This is a genomic window from Sphingomonas sp. Leaf23 (assembly GCF_001421585.1).
GTDB lineage: Bacteria > Pseudomonadota > Alphaproteobacteria > Sphingomonadales > Sphingomonadaceae > Sphingomonas.
Genome location: NZ_LMKR01000004.1, coordinates 130,508 through 148,511 on the forward strand (window position 1 = coordinate 130,508; position 18,004 = coordinate 148,511).

At 65.8% G+C, this 18,004-nt stretch carries 15 protein-coding genes; 2 read left to right on the plus strand and 13 right to left on the minus strand.

Translation table 11 applies throughout. The annotated features are described in order from the left end of the window. Positions 1-173: 173 nt before the first annotated feature. Positions 174-344, minus strand: a complete 171-nt coding sequence (locus ASE67_RS18245) for a hypothetical protein (protein ID WP_156348613.1) — start codon at positions 342-344, stop codon at positions 174-176. A 398-nt stretch (positions 345-742) separates the two neighbouring features. Here ASE67_RS18245 and ASE67_RS13040 point away from each other — a divergent pair, with 398 nt between their 5' ends. Next, a complete protein-coding gene (locus ASE67_RS13040) occupies positions 743-1,267 on the plus strand; it encodes a hypothetical protein (RefSeq protein ID WP_055762077.1) in 525 nt (174 codons plus the stop codon). A gap of 56 nt (positions 1,268-1,323) precedes the next feature. On the opposite strand, the gene ASE67_RS13045 is transcribed toward ASE67_RS13040, so the two are convergent. From ASE67_RS13045 to ASE67_RS13100, 12 genes are all read right to left on the minus strand, one after another. Then, entirely contained in the window at positions 1,324-1,635 is a 312-nt protein-coding gene (locus ASE67_RS13045; protein ID WP_055762080.1) for a hypothetical protein, read from the minus strand. A gap of 60 nt (positions 1,636-1,695) precedes the next feature. Continuing rightward, a complete protein-coding gene (locus ASE67_RS13050) occupies positions 1,696-2,634 on the minus strand; it encodes a glycosyltransferase family 2 protein (RefSeq protein WP_055762083.1) in 939 nt (312 codons plus the stop codon). Between the two features lie 82 nt (positions 2,635-2,716). Continuing rightward, on the minus strand, positions 2,717-3,745 hold the full coding sequence (locus ASE67_RS13055) for an acyltransferase family protein (protein WP_055762085.1): 1,029 nt from the start codon (positions 3,743-3,745) through the stop codon (positions 2,717-2,719). 10 nt (positions 3,746-3,755) lie between these two features. After that, positions 3,756-5,216 (minus strand): O-antigen ligase family protein, encoded by a 1,461-nt coding sequence (locus ASE67_RS13060; RefSeq protein WP_055762088.1) that lies wholly within the window; start codon positions 5,214-5,216, stop codon positions 3,756-3,758. Between the two features lie 3 nt (positions 5,217-5,219). Continuing rightward, a complete protein-coding gene (locus ASE67_RS13065; RefSeq protein ID WP_055762091.1) occupies positions 5,220-6,671 on the minus strand; it encodes an MOP flippase family protein in 1,452 nt (483 codons plus the stop codon). Continuing rightward, positions 6,668-7,498: a hypothetical protein gene (locus tag ASE67_RS13070; protein ID WP_055762094.1), complete on the minus strand. Its 831-nt coding sequence runs from the start codon at positions 7,496-7,498 to the stop codon at positions 6,668-6,670. The genes ASE67_RS13065 and ASE67_RS13070 overlap by 4 nt, the downstream gene beginning before the upstream one ends. Then, entirely contained in the window at positions 7,491-8,762 is a 1,272-nt protein-coding gene (locus ASE67_RS13075) for a hypothetical protein (protein ID WP_055762098.1), read from the minus strand. Before ASE67_RS13075 ends, ASE67_RS13070 begins: the two co-directional genes overlap by 8 nt. Positions 8,763-8,828: 66 nt before the next feature. Beyond that, entirely contained in the window at positions 8,829-9,560 is a 732-nt protein-coding gene (locus tag ASE67_RS13080) for a P-loop NTPase (protein WP_055762102.1), read from the minus strand. Between the two features lie 20 nt (positions 9,561-9,580). Next, positions 9,581-10,921 (minus strand): GNVR domain-containing protein, encoded by a 1,341-nt coding sequence (locus tag ASE67_RS13085; RefSeq protein WP_055762105.1) that lies wholly within the window; start codon positions 10,919-10,921, stop codon positions 9,581-9,583. A 37-nt stretch (positions 10,922-10,958) separates the two neighbouring features. Continuing rightward, on the minus strand, positions 10,959-12,170 hold the full coding sequence (locus ASE67_RS13090) for an ATP-binding protein (RefSeq protein ID WP_055762107.1): 1,212 nt from the start codon (positions 12,168-12,170) through the stop codon (positions 10,959-10,961). Between the two features lie 29 nt (positions 12,171-12,199). After that, positions 12,200-13,003 (minus strand): polysaccharide biosynthesis/export family protein, encoded by an 804-nt coding sequence (locus tag ASE67_RS13095; protein WP_055762110.1) that lies wholly within the window; start codon positions 13,001-13,003, stop codon positions 12,200-12,202. Between the two features lie 18 nt (positions 13,004-13,021). Continuing rightward, positions 13,022-14,254, minus strand: coding sequence for an outer membrane beta-barrel protein (locus tag ASE67_RS13100; protein ID WP_055762113.1), 1,233 nt, complete (start codon positions 14,252-14,254; stop codon positions 13,022-13,024). Positions 14,255-14,593: 339 nt separating this feature from the next. On the opposite strand from ASE67_RS13100, the gene ASE67_RS13105 reads away from it, so the two are divergent. Beyond that, positions 14,594-17,962 (plus strand): family 16 glycosylhydrolase, encoded by a 3,369-nt coding sequence (locus ASE67_RS13105; protein WP_055762116.1) that lies wholly within the window; start codon positions 14,594-14,596, stop codon positions 17,960-17,962. The last annotated feature ends 42 nt before the right edge of the window (positions 17,963-18,004 follow it).

An 18,004-nucleotide genomic window follows, 5' to 3' on the forward strand; every position in this document is an offset into this window, starting at 1 on the left:
CAGCATTTTGCCGGCACCAATGCGGCGGGCGATGTGCCGACCCTGCTCGGCCAGACGGTCGGGGCGGTGCACTGGGCGAATTTCCTGTCGGGTGGTCGCGCGGTGCTGGAGCCGGCCGACATGGTCGCGCGTAACGGCGAATGGACCGGGCCGATGCTGTGGAACGGCATCGACTATCCGGGGCTGGGATCGCGGGTCGACCGGCTGCTGGCGACCGGGGTCGGCCATGTCGTGATGGTCGCGCCCACCGCGAACGATCGCAATGCGTGGAGCGCGGCGCAGTCGATCGCCAACCTGACCGGCATCATCGACCGGATCGTCGGGGCGGGCATGTTGCTGACCATCCTGCTCGACTATCCGCACGGCGCAGCGGCCTATACCGCGATGCGGCTGTCCAACACCGCCGCCAGTCCGCAGCTCGACCATTGGAGCGTCGTCAATCGCTGGCTGCTGACGCTGCATGGCCAGCGCGGCATCCGCGTAGTTGATACGCCCGCGATCCTGGGCGACCTGACCAGTGCGGAGGGACAGGCGATGGCCGGCGTCACCATCGACGGGCTGCATCTGTCGACCCAAGGGGCGTATCAGGTCGGGCGGGTGCTGGCGCGCGAGTGGCGGCGTATCTATCCGCTGGGCGGGGTGCTGCCGTTCGGACAGGCGGAGCGGGCGGGCGGGACAGGCGGGCGTCAATCCGGCGGCGCTGCTGTCGACGCAGCCCTATTTTGGCGGGACCGGCGGGACTTTGGGATCGGGCGCGACGGGGCAGATCGGCACCGGGTGGACGACGTTGCTGGCGGCCGGGGTGAGCGGTGCCTATGCGAAGGTCACGACGACCGCGTTCGGCGGGCGCAGCTATCTCGACGAGGATGGGCCGCCGACGAAAGACTGGCAGCAGGTGACGCTATCGGGCACGGCCAGCGGCACCGCCGACGTCATCCTGTTGCGCCAAACGATCACGCCGACGATCGGCGATGTGCTGCGCGCCGTTGCCGAGATCGAGGTCGATCCGGGCACGACCGGGCTGTCGGGGGTCGGGCTGTATCTCTTTCACAGTGGCAGCGGGCAGCAGATCCGCGCGTTCGGCACCCCGGCGACGGGCCTTGCCGATCCGTGGCCGGCGCAAGGCATGGCTGGCGTCATGCGCAGCCCACGTTGGATCGCGGACAGCGCGCAATGCTATCTGCAACTAAGCGCAAAGCCGATCACCGGCGCGACCGTCGCCGCGACGATCCGCGTGCGTGGCATGGCCGCGGGCAAGGCACTTTAGCAGGTCGATCGATGGGCGGTACGCAACCGTCCGACGATCAGCACTGGCGGCATGCGTCAGGGAATGCGCTGCGCCGAACAGTCGAGGTCACCGCGCACACCGCCGTCGAAGAAGCTCGGCTTGCTGAGCGTACAACCGGTGGTGCGTTCCGCAGCGGTGCGGAACCGCGCGAGGATCGTGTTGTTGCGCGGTGCGGCCGGGTCACCTCCGGTAATTTCGACCATGTCTGGCGGCAGGCGACGCACGATATAGGGCCAGCCCGCAACCTCGATCCGCTTGGTATCATCGATCACCGCCGGTTTCGGGGCCGGGCGCGGCGGCGGGACCGGCAGCATGGTCTGATAGGCGATGAGGGCGAGTAACAGCATGGGCATAGAGATGGCGATTGCCGCGCCGCAGCGCAACCGGCGATTGGCCGGGCGTCCGGTTCAGGCCGGGGGAACGACCGTACCGCGCAACTTGCCCCGCCACGCGATCCACTGGTCGGCCGCCTTGCGATAGGCGCGCTGCGGCAAGAAAATCTGGAGGAAGACGGTGCTGGCCAGACGCGGCGAATAGGCCCCGCGGAGCAATGCCGCCATGTACAGCCGGAACGCGGCCATCGGATCGGTGTGGCGCACCACCTTGGCGATGTGCCAGCCGAAATAGCCGCGATAGGCGCGTTCGGGGATATGCGGGCGCAGGTCGGTCAGCCACTGCACCTTTTCGGCGCGATGCCCCCGCGCCGACAACCGGTCATCGCGTGGATCGTCGGCCCAGATCACGCTGGGCGACCTGGTCATGCGGAAACGACAGCCCGCCAAAGCAAGGCGAACGGCGAAATCGGTATCGTCGCCGAACGTGACGTCCGCGCGGTACCGGACCTTTGCCGCGATCGCACGCGGGACCAGCAGCCCGCTGGTCTGCACGAACCCCCGGTCGCACATCAGGTAGGAGGCCATGTCCTCTTCTTCACCAATACCACGCGGCGGCTTGACGACGAACCGGCCCCCGCCACGATCGGCCACCACCGCCGAGTAGGCCGCGACCCGCAGGTCGCCACCCGCCAACGCCATCAGGTCGGACAGGTGATTGGGCAGGAAACGATCGTCCGAATCGAGCAGCGCGACGTAATCGCCGCGCGCCACGTCGAACCCGCGATTGCGCGCCGGGCCGGCACCGCCATTGGCGATGGCGATCACGACCAGCCGTGGATCGTCGATCGCACACAGCCGGGCCACACTGTCGTCGCTCGACCCGTCATCGACCACGATCACTTCGAGCGGCGCGAAATCCTGCGCCAGCGCGGACTGCACTGCCGCTACTACCGCATCGGCTCGATTATAATTGGGGATGACGACCGAAACCGTCGCGCGCGGTGCGTCCATCACCACCCGCGATCGTCCCGACCGAATCGCTCTGCCAGCGCCACCCCAAATCCCTTTCACCAACCCGTCGGCCTACGCCGCATCAGGCGATATATTTTCCGACCCGCCTAATTATCGGCACCCGGACGATGATCGCACGTGCGACGATCGGCCCGATTACCCCCGCAACCATCAACACCGCGAGGAACGGTGCGTTCCATCCTCCGTCCGCTGGGAACCAACGTAGCCAGACCAGCTTCGCCACCCCGATAAAAATGGTATTCATCAGATAGATTGCCATCGAGTTAGCGCCGACGACCCGCAACAACCGCGACCGCTGCGCGATCGGGAACAGCATCGCCCCGTGCAGCGCTGGAATCGAGAGCAGTCCGCAATACAGGAGCGCGAAGGGATGCCACGGCCCCTGCGACGCGGCGGCGGCGAATAGCAGCGTCAGCGGCAACCACCATCGCTTCAATCGCGCGACGCACCAGTCCCAATGGAGCCACGCCCAACCGCCGGCGACGAAAAACACGTAATAGCGCAGCAGACGCGCCAGATAGAATCGCTCGGTAACCGCAAAATATTCCGCGCCCATCGATACGATCAGCGCCAGCCCGACCAGCCATGCCAGCCTGCCCCGGAAACCGGCGAACAGGAACGGCGTGACGAGCGAATACACGAACAGGACCAGCAGGTACCAGATCGAGATCGTCGGGTTGTCCGGCGTGTTCGACAACACCCGCCACAGCCCGGCCGGAATGCTGCCGACACCTTCATGCACCTCGCCGAATTGCGCGGCCAGAGCCTTGCCGACGATGATGACGAGGCCGAAAAACACGAACGGGACCAGCAGGCGATCCGCCCGCGACGCGACCAGCGACCGCCACGCCGCTCCGATACGGAGATGCGCGTTGGTCAGGAAGAAGACATAGCCGCTCAGATACAGGAAGAACGGCATGTGGAAGGTGTAGATGATGTCGCGCGTCGTCGCGTACCATGCGGTCTCGCCGGGGGACGCCGCCTGTACGAGATGGCCATAGACCACCAGCAACATGCCCAGCCCCTTGGCCACGTCGATATGCAGCAGCCGCTCGCGCGACTGGCGGGGTGCCGGATGCTCCTGTGCCATGCCCCGCCCCTTATCCTGGTTGGCGCTGGCGATAGCGCCGCGACCAACCGTGGCGACGGACGGGCCGGGTGGTGTCCCAGTTCGTATCGACCAGCCACTGGTCCTCGCCGCGCAACGCCGCGACATACCGCGTGTGCATGATGAGGATGAACACGACCACGAACGACCAGCTTTCCTTGTCGGGGGCAAAGAACTGCGCCTCGGTGAAGTTCTGCACCACGCCGAAGAACCAGACCCCGGCCCCCATCGACGCCAGCGGAAGGTCGCGGTCGGATGCCGTCCAGAACCGGTAGAAGGGGAGGACGACCAGCGCGACCAGCGCCAGGATCAGGCCGATGATGCCGGTGGTCAGCAAAATCTCGAAATAGCCCGAGTGCGAGTGTCCGACCGCCGCAACGACCTTGTTCACCCCCAGCCGCAACATCGGCGACGCTTCACCGATCGCGTAGAACGAGCCATAGCCCGATCCGAGCAGGAAATGGTCGCGGATGTACGGCATGATCGACGCCCAGATCGCCACCCGTCCCGACAGTGTCTCGTAATCCGAGAAATAGGCGTAAACGAGGTCCCAGTTCATGGCGACCAGCATGCCGGCCGTGGCGACAAGCAGGATCAGCCCGTACCAGAACAGAATGCGCTTCGACGGATTACCCACCCGGCAGCGATACAATATGTACGAAAACATCAGACTGATGCCGACCCAGCCCAGCGACGTCTTGGAGTGGGTCTTCGCCAGCACTAGAACGGCGCCGAGACACAGGACGATGTCCAGCCAGTGTCGCCGACGCCAGCTGTGATGGAAAAAGATGATCGTCGCATAGGCCATGACCGCGCCGGTCACGTTCTTGTGCCGAAAAATCCCTTTCCACGTCCCGATCAATTCCGGATCGAGCTCGTTTGCCGGGTGGACCGCAAACGAGAAAAGCGGGATCGACGAGAGGCTGGCCGTGACGATAGACGCGACCACGGTCAATCCGAGAAAGATGTACATGATGCGTACCGTCTTTCGCGCGCCCAGAATCTCGATGGCGAATGCCATACTGGCAAGCACGACGACCATGCCCAGCGAACGACGGATCGAGATGCCGGGATCGATCGCCCAAGTCGCGCTCAGCAGACACCACATGCAGGCAATCAGATAAGCATATGAAATGGCATGCAGGTTCTTCAGGCCGCGCATGTAGAAGACGACGACCGTCACGACCCCGAAGAGAGCAAAATAGAAGAACTGCCGGAACGCGCTGCCAGCCTGCGCAGCCAGCACTTCGCCATCGAGATTCTCTGCCGCAGCATACGCGTCGTTCGCGGGCATGTAGCGCAGATTGACGCAAATCATGTAGAACAGCGCGAGCAGCACGAACTGGAAGAACAGCTGCACCCGCCGGTCATAGCGCAGCATTTCGGTCGAACGGTGCCAGCTTCGCTGCGGCACGGGTGCCGGGAGCATCGTTTCGGGGATCGTCGTCGCCATGGCCTAAGCCTCCGCCCTGCGCCGGCTGACCAGCGCCATCATCGACAGTACCCAGCGCCGGTTCAGGAACCAGCTGCTGCCAAGATATACCAGCCCCCCTGCGATACCGCCGGCCACGATCCGGATGAAGTGGTCGGTGATCGGCATCGCCACGAACAGGCCCACGGCCGCCGCTGCGGCGGTCGCCACCAGCGGGCGCAGCCATTGCAGATTATACTCGACGAACCCCGCGCCGGTCAGCGGCCGGATGACACCCGCCCATAGCGCGATCGCGAAGACCGCATAGAAGATGGTGATACCCACCGCGACACCCATCGCACCCCAATGCGCCGAAATCGCGGCGGTGATCGCCAGCGCCACGGCAACGCTCAGCGACTGGATCAGCGCGACCTTCGACTTGCCGGTGCCATAGAGCAGGCTGCCCACCGGATTGCCCAGCGAACGGAACATGCCCCACAGCGCGAACATGCCGAGCAGGTCGGCGGCATCGCCCCAGCGCGGCCCCAGCGCGATCAGCGCGACGTCCTGGCGAAAGGCGGCGATAAAGCCGTAGATCGGGAAATTGATCGCAGAGGTCATCGCCAGCGTGGTCAGGTAGACGTTGCGGATGCGCCCCTTGTCATGCTGCACCTCGGCCAGCAGCGGTGTACCGACCCGCGTGATGATCGGGTTGGTCGCCATCATCACCTTCAGGCACAGTTCGCGCGGCACCGAATAGATGCCGAGCATCGTGCTGCCGAGCAGCCGCCCGACGATCAGGATATCGATCTGCACCGCGGCGGTATTGGCGAGGCTGGCGCCGAGCAGATACATGCCCGATCCCAGATACGGCTTGGCATCGGCGAAGCGGAAATAGGCGCGCAGGTGCCAGTCGTCCGACCGCGCGAAGATCCAGTAGAACAGGCTGTTGCCACCGCTCAGCAGCAGGATCGCCGCGACCAGCGCATAGACCCCGGCCCCGTTCCACGCGAGGATGATCGCCGCCAGCGTGCTGATCGCCGCCGAACACAGCTCGACGATGGCGATGGTGCGGAACTCCAGCCGCTTTTCGGCCAGTACCTTGATCTGTTGCCCCAGCGCCAGGAACAGGAACGACAATCCCGACAATGCCAGCGGCAGCGCGGCGCGCGAGTCGCCCAGGAAGCTGGCGAGTGCAGGCGATGCCGCCGCGACGATCCCGGCCAGCGCCGCGCCGATCGCGACGTTCAGCCAATAGAGCGTGGTCAGCGCGCCGTCGGAAATTGTCCGGCTGTGAATGATGACCGAACTGACGCCCAGATCGGCAAATAGCTGGACAAAGGCGGTGACGGTCAGCACCATCGCCATCAACCCGAAATCATGCTGGGTCAGCAGGCGGGCGAGGACGAAAATCTGCAGCGTCTGTAACAGCACCCGCCCCGCCGTGGCAAAGCTGGTCCACCGCACCGCGGCGACGGCGCGACCCTTGATCGTCATCGGATATTCTCCGGCACGCCATAGGCTTCGACGATCTGGGCGATCTGGCGGTCGTTGTTCGAATCATTGACGAAATTGACGTTCATCAGCGCGACTGCCTGCGACCCCGGCCATTCGCGGAAGCGGCGGCGCGGGCCGACCCGGCGCACCGTCGCACCCGACAGCCGCGCCATCCAGTTCAGCCACACATCGTCCGTCGTCGGGCACAGTTCGAGCAACCGGTCGACCCGCGTCACGTCGGGATGAAAGATGCCCGGCGGATAGAGGATGCCGCCAATGCCGGTGCCGAAGAGATTGGGGCTGTCGCCCAGATCGTCGACCTGATGTTCCCAGTCGACATAGGGAGCAAGGCCGTCACCCTGCCGCTTCATGCGATGGGCGCGGGCGCACAGGATTTCGCGACGGTCGGCGCGCCAGTCGTCGACGAGATACCCCAGCCAGTCGGCGGGATAGTAAACATCGTCGTCGGCGGTGACGATCGCCGCGTCGGGATATGCCTCCAGTGCGGGGATGATCTTCTTGTACGAGCGCAGATCGGGGGTGGTCCGGATCGTCAGCCCATGGGCCTCCAGCGCGCGTACCTCGGCGGGCAGCGCGTCGATATCGGCCGGGGCGATCCACAGCACGGTCGCATCGGCTTTCACCGCCTGCGACAGCAAGGTGGCGAGCGTGGGGGCCAGCGTGTCGAACCGCTTGGAATAGGAGGTCAGCGACACGACCAGCGGGAAAGGCAGGCCATGCGGCCGTTGCCGCACCGTGCGCAGCCGCACGAAGGCGTAGCGGCGCAGCGCCCCCAGATACAGGGTCTTGGCAAGAGCCTTAAGCATGGTTCCGTTCCCTCGATACCGTTTCCCGGCGGTCGCGGCGCCAACGCCGCTCGGCCACCACGATGCCCCACATCATCACCATCTGCCCCAGCAGGATGCCGATCAGCGACCACGCGGCGGCAAGGCTGGTCAGCACCAGCACGACGCCCGCGATCGACACGCCGCATGCCACCATGCTGGCCGTCGCCAGCGCGCGAAACCGGTCGGCGGCCTGCAACAGCACGCTCGACGGCGTCATCAGGCATTGCAGCAGCGCGATCACCCCGGTCAGCACCACCGCGATCTCGACCGATCGCGCATCCAGCTTTGCCGGGACGACGGTGCCGGGCACCAGCCACAGCATTCCCGCCGCCAGCGCGATCGTGCCGGCCCATAGCAGCAGCAGGACCAGCAGGAAATGGCGGCGCGACCGCTCGGCCGCATCGACGCGCCCGGCGCTCAGGTCGCGTGCCATGCGCGGACGTTCGGTCTGGGTCAGCGCGGTCACGCAGACGTTGAGCGGGCGCAGGAAGAGTGCTGCGACACTGAGCGGGGCGAACGCGTCCGGCCCCAGCATCGCCGTCACCAGATAGGCATGGCCGTTGGTCGTCGCCTCGCTGGTCACGACACCGACCAGCGCCCAGCTCGCCTGATCGCGCCAGATCGGGCGATAGGCACCGAAGGACGCGATCCCGACCAACTCGCCGATCACCGAACCGAACGGCACCAGCGCGAGCAGCGATGCCACCACGAACCCGGCCGCGATATGCGCCAGCCCGCCGCCCAGCAGCAGCACGCCCCCGGCCCACAGGCCTAGGATCGCGGCATAGAGCAGGTCGGACAGGGCCGCCCGCATCGGCTGGTCGGCGGCATAGGCATGGTTGCGCCCAAACCAGCGGATCAGTGCAAGGAACGCGGTCGCGCCAAAGCCCAGCCCGACCGGTAGCGAGGACGCACCGACGCCCATGACGATACCGACCAGCACGCCATAACCCGCCGACAGCGCGAGATTGATCGCACGCAGCGTCGGCAGGCCATCCGCGCTGCCATCGGCGCGGTGGGCGAGGATCGAATAGGGTGCGCAGACCAGCGCATTCGACAGGCCGAAGCCCAGCTGGATCAGGACGATCGCAAAGGCGAGCAATCCGACCCCACTGGCCGGAAGCCGGGCGATCGCCACGAGCTGGATCGCGAAATGCGCGACCGAGACGAATGCCGACGAGCCGCTGACCAGCCCATAGCGGCGCAGCACATCGATCCAGGGGGGGGTGCGGCGCGGGTTCATGCGGGCTGGATCGTCATCGTCCTCCGGCCGGGCGACATCGGGACGTCGCCCAGCCGGAACACCGGATCAGACGAGGACCGACCCGGCGACGGGGATGCCGCGCTGGTCGAGGACGTCGACGATGCGGCGGATGTCAGCGATCTTGGTCCGGTGCTTTTCCGCGACGATCACGACATTGTCGAACCCGGCAAGCAGGTTGCCCAGCGCCAGGACGCGGTCGCCCATCGCCGGCAAGGCGACGATGATCTGGCGGACGCCCGGCATCGACCATTGTTCGACCTGATCGACCAGTGCGCCACGTTCCAGATGGCTCGCCTGCGACGCGGCATCGCTGCCCGCCGGCAAGACGAACAGGCCGGGGATCGCGGTCCGCTGTGCCGCGATCGGGGCATCGGGCGTGCGCAGGCTGTCGGCAAGGCCCGGCGCTTCGGGCACGCGCAGCAGCGATGCGATTGCCGGATCGGCAAGGCCGGCATCGACCAGACCGGTGACGGTCCCCATCTGCGCAAACACCGTTGCCAGGTTCGCGCTCAGCACCGACGGCGCATCGCCGGGCGAGACGCCGACGATGGCGGTCAGCGCGATGCGGGTGGCCATGCCCGTCTGCTCGCTGGTCGCCGCGATCACCTTGGCCCGGATCGCGCGGATCTTGGCCACCATGTCGTCGTTGCGGAACGCCGCGACGACCAGCGGGTCGACGCGCTGGTCCCCCGGCTGCAACAGCGACCGGGCGTCGTCGTTACCCTGAACGGGCGTGTCCCCCGCCCCCTGGCGATGTACCGTCGATTTCAAACGCATAGGATGTACTTTCCCGAAGCTTAGGCGTGACGGAGCGCAAGGGCGGTGGAGGTGTCCGAGCTGCCGTCGGTGAAATCGGCCAGGACGTCGAGTTCGGTCGCCTTCGACAGCCCGCTGACCGAGCGCGCCCGCGGCGACGCGATTTCGAGGATCAGCGCAAGGCCGCAACCCAGCACGCCACCGAACACCAGTCCGCCCAGCAGCCACAGCAGCACGTTCGGCTTGAACGGCAGCAGCGGTGCGACCGCACGGTCGAGGATCGTCGTGTTAGCGCGCGACACCTCGCTCTTGAGTGCGGCATCGTTCAGCCGCTGACGCACCGTTTCATAGGTCTGGCGCGCGGCATCGACGTCGCGCTGCAGCACCGACAGCTGGTCCTGCGTGCCCGACATGCGCAGCATCCGCGACTGCTGTTCGGCAAGGCGGCTGCGCAGGTCGGCCTCACGCCGCACCGCTGCACCGCTGGCGGCCGACAGGGCGTTCGACTGGATACCGCGGGTTGCCGCCAGCTGGGCGCGCAGCGTTGCCACCTGCGCCTGCGCCGCGACCATCTCGGGATGGTTCGGGCCGAGCGTCCGGGCGAGTTCGGCGGCCTCGGCCGACTTGATCGCGACCTGCTGCTGCAGGCCCTGCACCGATAGTGCGGCGTTGACCTCGGGCATGTTCGCGCCACCGGCCTTCGACCGTGCCTCGGCGGCGGCGGCTTCGGCGCTGGTCAGCTCGGCCGACAGGCTCTTCAGCTTCTCCGCCTCGACGTCCATGCGGTCGACGCCGATGATGCCATTGGCGCGCTGGAAATCGGTCAGGCGACGCTGCGCCGCCTCGAACCGCTCGCGGACTTCCGCCGTCCGCTGATCGTACCAACGGGCGTTGACGCGGGCCGGGTTGACGCGCAGCTCGACCTGCTTGGCGAGGAAGGTGTCGGCGAACAGGTTCGCGACCCGTGCGGCCGTTTCCGGATCGCGGTCGATGAAGCCGATGGTGATCACGTTGCTCTGGCGATCGGTATCGACGCTCAGGTTCTTCGCGATCTCGTCCCGCACCCGCTGTGCCTCGACCGGGTCGTTCGGCTTTTCGATCAGCCCCGACTTGGTCGCAACTTCGGACAGGACCAGTTCGCTGCGCAGCACGCTGACCTGCGTGCCGATGATCGAATCGATCACGGCGGCGCTTTGCTGCTGGTCCTTTTCCGACTGGTCGGTCTGGGCCAAGTCGACCAGCAGCGACGAGGTGGCGCGGTACTGGCGCGGCTGGATCAGCGCCAGCGTCGCGGCCAGCGCGAACACCACCCCGCCGACCAGCAGGATCAGCAGCAGCCGCGTTCGTACGACCTGCCAGAGATCGGCTAAGTTGAAGCTCATTTCGTCACACCTTTCCGGGGGCAGGCCCCGTCCCCGATCACTGCCCGCCGAACCGGCGCGCCCCGACCCCATGTTCGATCATCAATCCCAGGAACTGCGGCGCCAGGCTGTCGCGGAACATCACCGCGCCATGCGCCATCGTCACCAATGCCGGGTCGACCTGCACCATCGCACGGCCAAGCGAAGCATCCGCTGCCTCACCCGCGCCCAGCGTCGCATGTTCGACCAGCCGCAGCAGATCGTCGTTGACCCCCGGCTCACCGACCGCCCGCGCGAAAATGCGATGGTCGTTGCCGCTGATGTCGGCCCAGGCCGCGAACGCGGACTGGAACCCGCGCATCACATCGGCCATCTCGATCCGGTCGCTGCCCCGCGCGTTGGCGACCAGCGCCGATTCCACCCCGAACAGCCGGGCGTGATAGGGCGAGCCATAGGCCGAATGCACGATCGCCGCCGCCGCATCGGGCGCAAAGGTCATGCCGCTCTTGCCCGCACAGGTCTCCAGCAGGCTGCGCAGGTCGTCGGCTGCAATCGGCCCGACCGGCACGACCAGCATATGCCGCCGCAGCGACGGGTGACCGCTGATCAGATCATCGACATTCGCCGCGATGCCGACGATCACGACCTGCACGCGCGCATGCATGTCGCTCAGCAGCTTCATCAGCGCGGCGACCTCGGACTGTACCGCCGGATCGTCGATCCGGTCGAATTCGTCGAGGACGAGGACGGTCGACTGCCGCACTTCTCCCAGGGCCGTTGCCAGCTCGCGCGGGCCGAACGAGGCCGTCTCCAGCGCGGCCAGCCGCTGCATCAGCGCGGTATCGCGACCGGTGCCGGGCAGCGATTCGAGGAAGGGGCGGAACAGATCGGTGAAGCCGATATTGCCGCTGGTGGATTCGTACAGGACGACCTGGCCTACTTCGTCGGCGAAGTCGCCGAACACGCGAACCAGCGACGTCTTGCCCGACCCACGCGCGCCGAACACGACGACGTGCTTGCGTTCCCACACGACGCCGCGCACCATCCGGTCGACTTCTTCCGTCCGGCCCGACAGGCCGAAGCGGTCCTCGACCGGCAACGCCGCTGCGAAGCCGCGATGGATGCGCAGCCGACGATCGGGCTGTTCGACCGGCGCGGCAGGCGCCGCGGCCGGCGGATACGGCACGACGCGTTCGATCCGCAACGTACCGCTGCCGGGCGGATCGATCAGCCGCGCGAACATGGCCTTCAAACTGGCGAACACGCCCATGCGAAATTCCCTTTAGAGACCGGTCGCGATCAAAACAGCTTTTCCTTGATGATCAGCACGTCCTCGGGCTGCACGACATCGTCGAGGCCCAGCCCCTCCACCTTCTTGCCGCTGCGACGCACCTCGATCCGCCGCGTCGATCCCGCCAGCGTCGGGCCGCCGGCCCGCGCCAGTGCCTGGCGATAGGTCATGCCCGGCTGCACCGCGAAGGCGCCCGGCTCGTTCACCTGGCCATAGACATAGACCATTTCGGCCGGCGGCACGAACAGCGTGTCGCCCGGGCGCACCAGCCGTGCGCCGCCCGCCGTCAGATCGGCCAGCGACAGCCGCTCGGGCGTGCCGTTCATCGGGGTCAGCACGACGACATTGGCACCATCGGCCCGCACGCCGCCCGCCCGCGCGACCAGCATCGCGATGGTGTAGGGGCGGTCGAGCGGATAGTTGCCGGCATTGGGCACATTGCCCAGCACCGTCGCCGACCGGCTGACATAGTTCGAAACCTCGACGCTGATCGACGGCTTGGTCAGGTATCCGCGACGCGAATATTCGGCGGCCAGGCTGCGCGACAGGTCGGCGGCGGTCATGCCGGCGGCCCGCACCGGGCCCAGCAGCGGCATATTGACCGTGCCGTCGGCGGCGATACGCGTCTTTACCGCCATGTCGGTGCGGCCATAGACGCTGATCGCGACTTCATCGTCGGGACCCAGAATATAGCCCGCCTGCGGCAGCGTGGCCGCCGGCGCGGTCGCCGGGGTCTGCGCCGGGAGGGCCGACGTGAAGGTCATTGCGGCAAACACCGCCCCGCCGACCAGGCGCATCTTGTTGCTGTTCATCTTGGCTCAGCCTTTTCCTCAGAATCGCATTTCAGCAGACGCGGTGACGCGCGTCGCATCGAAATCGCCGATCGATGGCTCCGTCTTGCGCCGCGAATGGGTCGCGTCGAGTCGCAGAAACAGGCGCCCGGTCATCTGCCGTGCCAAACCGGCACGGAAGATCGGCGACTGGTCCTTTTCCAACCCGCCGCGCACACCGTTCGGGGGCGCGCGGAAATCGCGCGTCCGGTAATCGAACCCGAGCGTGGCGGACGTCAGTTCGTTGACCTGCATCTGCCCGACCAGGCTGTAGCTCGACTGCACGGCATAGGCGGTGGTCAACAGCGTATCGAACACGACCGACCGCGCGGCCGTCGCCTCGATCTTCAGCGGCGCGAGCGCGCGGCTGACAATCTGCGCACGCCAGCCAAGGCCGCCATAATCCTCGATCAGCGGGTCCTGGCTGCGCACCGACAGCCAGTGGAGGTCGACGCTGGCGGTCAGCAGCGGCGACACCGCACGGTCAATCGCCACCCCGGCGCGGTCGACCGAACTGTCGCCCCGCACCTGGTTCGGACGCACGATATCGTCGCGGCGATAATAGGCGAGCGCCTGCCCCAGGCTCGGCCGGCGATACCCGATGCCGACGACCCCGGAAGTCGTGCGCTGATCGGCATATTCGAATTCGCCGTCGTTGCTCGACTGATACCGCTCGGCCGACAGCAGCGGATAGAGACCTGCCGGCCGCTGGCACGTCGCGGTCGCGCCGAAGCGCGACGTGCGGATGGTGTTGTCGAGCGGGGCGTTCAGATCGCCGAAATCCGTACGTTCGCGGCGATATTCGCCGTAAGGCGTGACGCTGCACGTACCCGCGATCCCCGCCGTGCCGCGTGCGTTCAGCGCGATGCGCGGACGGCTGCGATCCGGGTGGAAGGTAAAGACTTCGTAGCCGTACAGCGCACTTGCCGTCACTTGCGCGCCGGCGAGAACCCGGTCGACCTGCGCCGTCACCGAAGGCGCGACGATCAGCTCGTCTTCCCGGCCCGACGCCCCCTTGATGGTACGAAAGATGTTGTCGTCATAGGCGACCGACAATGCCGGCGTGATCCGGATATCGTTTTCGCGCAGCGACACCGGTGCCGACGCGACCGCCGACGGCAGGTACAACGACAAGGGCTGCTGCACATCGCGCGATCGCCCGGCGACATCGCGCGGCTGCGCCATGGCAGGCACGGCACCCACCAGCATCGCCGATGTCAGCACCTTACCCACACTGCACCGTTGGCGCGCGCCGATTCGCTTACGGATTGGCACCTTGCATCTCCAAGCTGCGCCGGTTTCAGTCATGGGTCCGCCTAACCCAGGATGATGGCGACGTCAAAACAATGCTGCATTGCAAAAAAACCAGCATTCCGGTGCGCCTGAGGGCAAAACGCCCCAAACGACGCGCCGCATCCGGGTTCAGTCCGCACCGTACCGGATCGTCAGCGCCGGCGGACGACACACTGGCTAGGCAAATTAAGATGAACAATGATTTAACTTCATGCGCAAGCCGAAACTTTACAGCAAATCGGCGATCCGATGACCGATTGGTCAGAGGGATTCGTCCACATGGATTACGTCAACGGCGCAGGAAAGAAGCTTTCGGTTTCGGGGGCTGTTAAGAGCAACGCCGTCAGGAATGCCGACGGCACCATAAGCAACGGCAACGCCGATAATAACGTGCTGCACAGCCTGGGCTATGGCGGCGGCAACAGCACGCTTACCGGTGGCGACGGCGACGACACCTATCACCTGTGGTCGAAAGGGACCGTCGTCGAGAAGGCCGGGGGCGGCATCGACACGATCTACAGCCATGTCGAAGCGGCCTATCTGCCCGATCAGGTCGAAAACCTCACGCTATCGGGGGCCAGCGCCCGGTTCGGCATCGGCAATGCACTCGACAACATTCTGACTGCGGGCGATTCCGGCAGCGAGCTGAACGGTGGACTCGGCAACGACGTACTCGTCGGCGGCACGGGCATCGACACCTTCATCCTGCGCAAGGGCGAAGGATCGGATGCAGTCTATAATTTCAACGTCACGCAGGACAATGTGCGCCTCAGCGGCTTCGGCTATCATGACTTTGCCGATCTGAAGACCCGCATGACGCAGACGGGTACCGACGTGACGATCGCCCTGGCGGACGATCAGAAATTGGTGCTGCGCAACACGCAGCTCGAGACGCTATCGGCGAAGAATTTCGAACTCGAACTCGATCGCAGCACGCTGAAGCTGACGTTCGAGGAGAATTTCGACAAGCTGGTTACCCAGTCACAGGGCGGGTTCTGGCGCACGGACTGGGGCAACGGCGGGACCAACGACAATTTCCGTCCCGGAGAAGCCGGCGCCTATGTGAACGACACGTTCCTTAACAGCGCGTCGAAGCTCTTGGGGGTGAACCCCTTCTCGATCGATAACGGCGTGCTGGCGATTACCGCCCGGCCGGCGGGTGCGCTGTCCAGCCTGATCGATGGCCGGACCTATACCACCGGCGTGCTGTCGACGAAGGATGCCTTCTCGCAGAAATACGGCTATTTCGAAATCCGCGCGACCCTGCCCGAGGGGAAGGGCTTCCTGCCCGCCTTCTGGCTGAAGTCCGCGGATGGCCGCTGGCCGCCCGAACTGGATGTCGTGGAAGCGACCGGCGACCGGTCGGACACGATCTACATGAGCAGCCACACCGCCGCCGAAACGGGGTCGCACACCTATCAGAGCCAGACGACGCACGTCGATTCCAGCGAGCCGCATACCTACGGCATGAACTGGACCAAGGACGCACTGGTCTGGTACATCGATGGCGTTGAGGCCGCGCGCTACAAGTCGCCGAGCGACGCGACGGCCGAATTCTACATGATGATCAATCTGGCAGTCGGCGGCAGCTGGCCGGGTGCGCCCGATGCCACGACGGGCACGGGGCAGTTCAAGGTCGACTATGTCCGCGTCTATGCGAACAGCGATACCGAAAGCTACACCAGCAAGGGCGAGACCTTCTACCTGAACGACAGCGTCCCGCACACGCAGGGCACGTTCGGCGACGACCTGCTGACCGGCGGCGCTGGGAACGACGTGATGGATGGCCGCGCTGGCCATGACAAGATGTTCGGCGGCGCGGGCAACGACACCATGACTGGCGGCGCGGGCAACGACCTGCTCGACGGCGGGACCGGGGCCGACGACATGACCGGCGGCGACGGCGACGATACCTATTATGTCGACAATGCCGGAGACCGGGTCAGCGAATATTACAACAACGGCAAGGGCGGCTATGACAAGGTATTCGCCTCGGTCGACTATACGCTGACCGCCAACGTCGAGGACCTGACGCTGATCGGCAATGCCCGCAGCGGCACCGGGACCGAGCAGGACAATATCCTGACCGCCAACGACCTGGGCAACACGCTGCGGGGCCTTGGCGGGCACGACACGCTCTATGGCGGGCGTGGCGACGACCTGCTCGACGGTGGTGCTGGCAACGACAAGCTCTACGGCGGTGCCGGCAACGACAAGATGTACGGCGGCGACGGTTATGACGTGCTGTACGGCGGCGACGGCAACGATGTCATCGACGGCGGCGCGCACAATGACATGCTGTACGGCGATGCCGGCAACGACAAGCTGTATGGCGGACCCGGCAACGACACGCTTTCGGGCGGTTATGACGCCGACTTCATGGCCGGCGGCCAGGGCGACGACACCTATCATGTCGATCATGTCGGCGACGTGATCGAGGAACTGTTCGGCGAAGGCTATGACCGGGTCCGCTCGTCGGTCGACTACACCCTGTCCGACAATGTCGAGGAATTGCAGCTGGTCGGCCCGGCGATCACCGGCATCGGCAATGCCCAGAACAACACGCTGTACGGCAACGAGAACAACAACCGTCTTTATGGCGGCGGCGGTGACGACGTGTTGACCGCCGGGCTCGGCAACGACCTGCTCGACGGCGGAACCGGGGCCGACCGGATGACCGGCGGCGATGGCGATGACACCTATTATGTCGATAACGTCCGCGACACGGTGGTCGAATTCCACAACGACGGTGCCGGCGGCTATGACAAGGTATTCGCCTCGGTCGACTACAGCCTGTCCGCCAATGTCGAGGACCTGGTCCTGACCGGTACCGCAATCAAGGGCACCGGCAATGCCGGCCACAATGTCATCACCGGCAACGATCAGGACAATATCCTGAACGGCGGCGACGGCAACGACACCCTCTACGGCGGGGCCGGCAACGACACGCTGTATGGCGGCACCGGCTGGAACACGATGTACGGCGGCACCGGCGACGACACGATCCATGGCGGCAGCGGCAACGAGACGCTGGTCGGGGACGAAGGCGACGACCAGCTGTTCGGCTATGGCGGCGACGACCGGTTGATCGGCGGCGACGGCAACGACGTGCTGAACGGCGGCGTCGGTGCCGACCGGATGGAAGGCGGCGACGGCGACGACATCTATTATGTCGACAATGCACGCGATACCGTCACCGAATATTTCCATGCCGGCCTGGGCGGGCGGGACAAGGTGTTCGCCTCGATCGACTATGTGCTGGGCGAACAGGTCGAGGACCTGACGCTGATCGGCAACGCCGTCCGCGCCACCGGTAACGCACTCGACAACTTCATCGTCGGCAACAAATGGAACAACGGCATCGATGGCGGCGCGGGCAATGATCGGCTGACCGGCGGTGGCGGGGCCGATACGTTCCTGTTCAGCGGCGTGTCGGGCAACGACGTCATCACCGACTTCGACGGCGACGACCGCATCGACCTGCGCGGCTGGTTCGCCGACGGCGCGGTCGACATGAAGAAGCTGTCGATCGTGAACGGCGACCACGGCGCGATCGTGTCGATGGAGGGCCATGGATCGATTGAACTGCTGGGCGTCATGGCCAACCAGCTGTCGGTCAAGTCGTGGGGCATGATCACCCACAGCTGATCCCCGGCCCCGGCCGGCAAGGGCTGCGACGAAGGGAGGCTC